The following is a 4,587-nucleotide window of genomic DNA, read 5'->3' as shown; positions in this document are numbered from 1 at the left end:
TAATATTTTTTTATATCCAAATAAGAAAAGCACGCTTATGCCATTTTGTTTATTTGTTAAAAATCAGTCAGAAAAACCATTGATTTTATTTAAGTTTTTTGTTTGCGTGTTTTAGGGCGCTGTGCTAGGGGTAGTTTATCCTTTTAACCATAAGATTAACAGTTAACATCAATGTTTGTTTTTTTATATCCTATTTACCTCATTATTCTATTATTACTTATCGTGTTCTGTTTTAATCATTTTACGTAGAAAATTAAGCTACCTGTTTTAGTTTTTTATATTCAATCGGTATCATGTTATTTAATGTTTCATGCAGCCTTTCGGTATTATAAATTGTTAACTCCTCTTCGGTTATTCTCCTAGCTTACGTTAAGTTGTTAAAAAGAGATAAATCGAGTACTTCAGTGCGATAGGTACGATTAAATCGTTCAATATAGCCATTTTGAAAGGCTACCGAATTGGATAGAATCAATGGCTATATCATGTGATTTACCCTAGTTTATAGAGTTTTTCCTGTAAACACGATTAAGGTCATCAATGACATTGAATGTCCTAAAGCGACGTTGATTACCGCTACTGTCACTCATAAAATCCATTGACCAACACTCCCCCCTTGTTTATTAGGAATCAATAGCTTTTATGGTGTTCATAGGGATATACGTTTTTTACGTTTAACCCTAAATATTGAGTTTCAACTAATAATACACTCGATAAATACGTTTATGGCTCCATTGATATCCCTGCTTTCTTATTCGATTAAAGCATTTAGGAATGCCCCAGCTTAAATGCTTATCTATGATAGGACTTAGCACTGACATAATCATCGAATCATCCGGTAACTTAAGTTGTAATAGTAAGCACAACGGTTTAAGTTAGCAATAACACAACACATAGTAATAATAACAGAATGATTTTGTTGTAGTTCTGTGCCCATCTTTTACGTTCCTTTTTGGGCATGATTTCTTCCTAGAGCTGTGATTTTAAGCTTAGCTCAGCAAATATCTGTTAATCTTACGGTTTTCAGCATCAGTTTCTTTTAAAATAGATAAGATTTGATGTTCAGTCATTTTTTTCATAATTAAATCCTCTTTACTTTTATCATAGAGAATTTCCTACTCTTTTGCTGTACTATTTTAGGGGATAGTTACATTATTTACCTATTTTTTATTTACCTATTTTTTATATATTAGAGTATGTTAAAAATAGGCAAATACACAAAATTGAGGATAGGGTCTTTTTTCCATTATAACTTAACAACCACAATTAATTTCCGTTCCAGATTGAGGTTCATCGCCTTCAGTAGCAAAACCATCTCTTTTCCACCAATCCAACCCACCCATCAATTCTTTGACATTAAATCCTAAAGTTAATAATTTCAAACAAGCTTTTGTAGAAGCGTTACATCCAATCCCATCACAATAACAAATATATATTTTAGATTTTTCTAAATTATCAGTAGTGTTAAATGAAATATCTTTATGCCACAAATTAATAGCATTAGGAATATGCTCTTTTTTATATGAGAGCGGAGAGCTTGCATCTATAATTACAATATTTTCTTTTTTACTAATTGCAGAAAACAAATCTGCTAAATCTAACTCATAAGATAATTTTGATTGATAATGAACCATTTGTTCGATACTCATAAACACTCCTTTAATTATCAAATTTCAAAAACATTACCAGAGATATAAACTAACTCGTTTTTACTACATACATTAAAACTTACATCAAACCCAGATGTACTTGCATAAATAAATCTAGGTCTTGTCTTGATAAATAAACAATATGGGGCTACTATCCCCTTACTGACTTGCTTTCAGAATATAGTCCATTTTGTATTTTTACAATCTATTTCCCCCCATTTTTCATCAACAATTTTGTTCTTTTGTACCATTGTTAGCATTATTAATTTTAATGTTATTTTTTACAGAAATAACATATGACTAACTTTTGGAGTATAAAAAACATACCTATCTCTTGTTTGGTCAGAGCTTTATCTCTAGGGGAAAAAGTAGTTATTGACGCCTATTTCACATGATCGGAGGGATTTTTATAATTAGTACCTTGAGCTTTTACTTATGTAAAAACCGTACCAATACATGCGTTATTACTGCCGTAACTGGTGCTCTTGCTTTTAACTTCTCACAATATTACCGTAATACATCAGGCGTTATTTTCGACAATAATAACTTTTCGAATTTTTGTGCAACATCTCTATTAATTATCTCGCTAGTAACATCACGCGTTCTATCTGCATAATCAACATCCGCAAACCAACGTTCTAGTCAATAACCAAACACGTCATTATTCAATGAATGTTTTCTAAGCTGCTTTTCCCTCGTAGAGAAATATTATTAGCCAATATTTTTTAGTTTCTAGTAATTTATCTATAGCTTCAGATAGTAAAATTTCACCCTGTTTTCCAAACGTTATTATTTCTCTTCTTTCGTTAATTCGATAATCATAACGAAATGCTATTGTCGCCGTTTTTTAATACTGCAACATACAAATAAGTCAGGATCTGGAATTTTATACTACTTATCTTTGGATTTTATTCATTTTAGCTTTGTTTCTGTTAACATAAAACACTTCGATACCATCAGCATTGTCGGTACTTTTGATAAGATGTTTTATATCAAAACGTTAATACTATCAACATTACCGTCAAAAAAGATAAGCTTAAATGAGACGAGGTGAGACTAATAGAGATTAAAAAGCCTTGTTTTTCAAGGCTTAGTTGTGATACAAAAGCTTATATGAGATCCTATAAGACGGATTGCGATTACTCCCACTCTATCGTCGCAGGAGGCTTTCCACTTATATCATATACAACACGCGATATGCCGTTGACTTCGTTGATAATACGGTTTGATACACGCCCTAAGAAGTCATAAGGTAAATGAGCCCAATGAGCTGTCATAAAGTCGATAGTTTCAACAGCTCGCAGTGAAACAACCCAGTCATATTTACGCCCATCGCCCATTACACCAACAGAGCGTACCGGTAGAAATACGGTAAATGCTTGACTTACTTTATGATATAACTCGGCTTTGTAAAGTTCTTCAATAAAGATAGCATCGGCCTTGCGTAATAAGTCACAATACTCTTTTTTAACTTCACCAAGCACGCGAACGCCAAGACCTGGGCCTGGGAATGGGTGGCGATAAAGCATATCATAAGGCAAGCCCAGTTCTAAGCCCACTTTACGTACTTCATCTTTAAATAATTCTCGTAGGGGTTCAACTAAGCCCATTTTCATATCTTCAGGTAAGCCACCAACATTATGGTGTGATTTGATCACATGTGCTTTACCTGTATCTGCAGCAGCGGATTCAATAACATCAGGATAGATTGTACCTTGAGCCAGCCATTTTACATCTTTTAATTTTGCTGCTTCTTCATCAAATACCGCAACAAATTCGCGGCCAATAATTTTACGTTTAGCTTCAGGATCGACTTCGCCTTTTAATGCAGTCATAAAACGATCTTCAGCATTAACCGCGATAATATTCAAACCAAATTTATCGCCAAACATGTCCATTACTTGTTGTGCTTCATTTAAACGTAATAAACCATGATCAACAAAAACACACGTTAACTGATCACCTATTGCTTGGTGTAATAATAACGCAGTAACGGATGAATCAACACCGCCAGATAAGCCTAGTAGTACTTTATCTTTGCCAACTTTCTCTTTTATACGCTCTACCGCATCGGTAATAATTGAAGATGGCGTCCATAATTTTTCACAATGGCAAATATCAATTACAAAACGTTGCAATAGTTCAAAGCCTTTCACTGTATGAGTGACTTCTGGATGGAATTGCACACCATAAAACTGTTTTTCATCATTTGCCATAATCGCATATGGGCAAGTTTCTGTTTGACCGATTAAGGTAAAAGTATCGGGTAATGATGTGACTTTATCACCATGACTCATCCAAACATCAAGTTGCTCAGTACCCGCATCGCTTATACTATCTAAAATGCCTTCAGTTAATTTAGATTTTGCAACAAGATCAACTTTTGCATAACCAAATTCACGCTGATTAGAAGCGGTAACTTGTCCCCCCTGCCCTACTTGAATTGCCATCGTTTGCATACCATAACAGATCCCAAGTACAGGTACGCCAGCATTAAAAACATATTCAGGTGCTCGTGGGCTATTTTGCTCGGTAGTGCTTTCTGGTCCACCGGATAAAATGATACCTTTAGGATTGAATTTTTTAATTTTTTCTTCTGACACATCCCATGGCCAAAGTTCACAATACACACCAATTTCACGAATTCTGCGAGCAATTAATTGGGTAACTTGCGAACCAAAATCAAGAATTAAAATACGCTGCTGGTGGATGTCTTTTTTCATCAATTTTATTCCTAAACTATGAACTAATACAAAATTAGGCTGATATTGTACCATTTACCAATTAAATTGAGAGTATTAATTAAAAACAATTATAAATATTTTATATTATTAATAATTTTGAAATCATCTTATTACAAAGTCCAATATCTAGTCATCAAATTAACCTTGTAATAAGTCAACAAATCAAAAACTTGAATTTTCTTTACTTAATTAATAAG

General features: G+C 33.4%; 3 protein-coding genes. All 3 read right to left on the bottom strand.

All coding sequences use genetic code 11. The features are described 5' to 3' along the window. Positions 1-364 precede the first annotated feature (364 nt). Positions 365-472, bottom strand: a complete 108-nt coding sequence (locus tag A9G28_RS14185) for an integrase core domain-containing protein (RefSeq protein WP_081301547.1) — start codon at positions 470-472, stop codon at positions 365-367. Between the two features lie 778 nt (positions 473-1,250). After that, positions 1,251-1,646 carry a rhodanese-like domain-containing protein gene (locus tag A9G28_RS08520; RefSeq protein ID WP_065580390.1) on the bottom strand — a complete coding sequence of 132 codons (396 nt, stop codon included), beginning with the start codon at positions 1,644-1,646 and terminating at the stop codon, positions 1,251-1,253. 1,139 nt (positions 1,647-2,785) lie between these two features. Continuing rightward, entirely contained in the window at positions 2,786-4,369 is a 1,584-nt protein-coding gene (guaA, locus tag A9G28_RS08515) for a glutamine-hydrolyzing GMP synthase (protein WP_065567569.1), read from the bottom strand. Positions 4,370-4,587 lie beyond the last annotated feature (218 nt).

Origin of the sequence: Gilliamella sp. Fer1-1 (genome assembly GCF_001690825.1) — a bacterium.
Lineage (GTDB): Bacteria > Pseudomonadota > Gammaproteobacteria > Enterobacterales > Orbaceae > Gilliamella > Gilliamella apicola_C.
The sequence above is the reverse complement of the archived record's forward strand: the minus strand, read 5'-3'. Positions and strand labels throughout refer to the sequence as shown.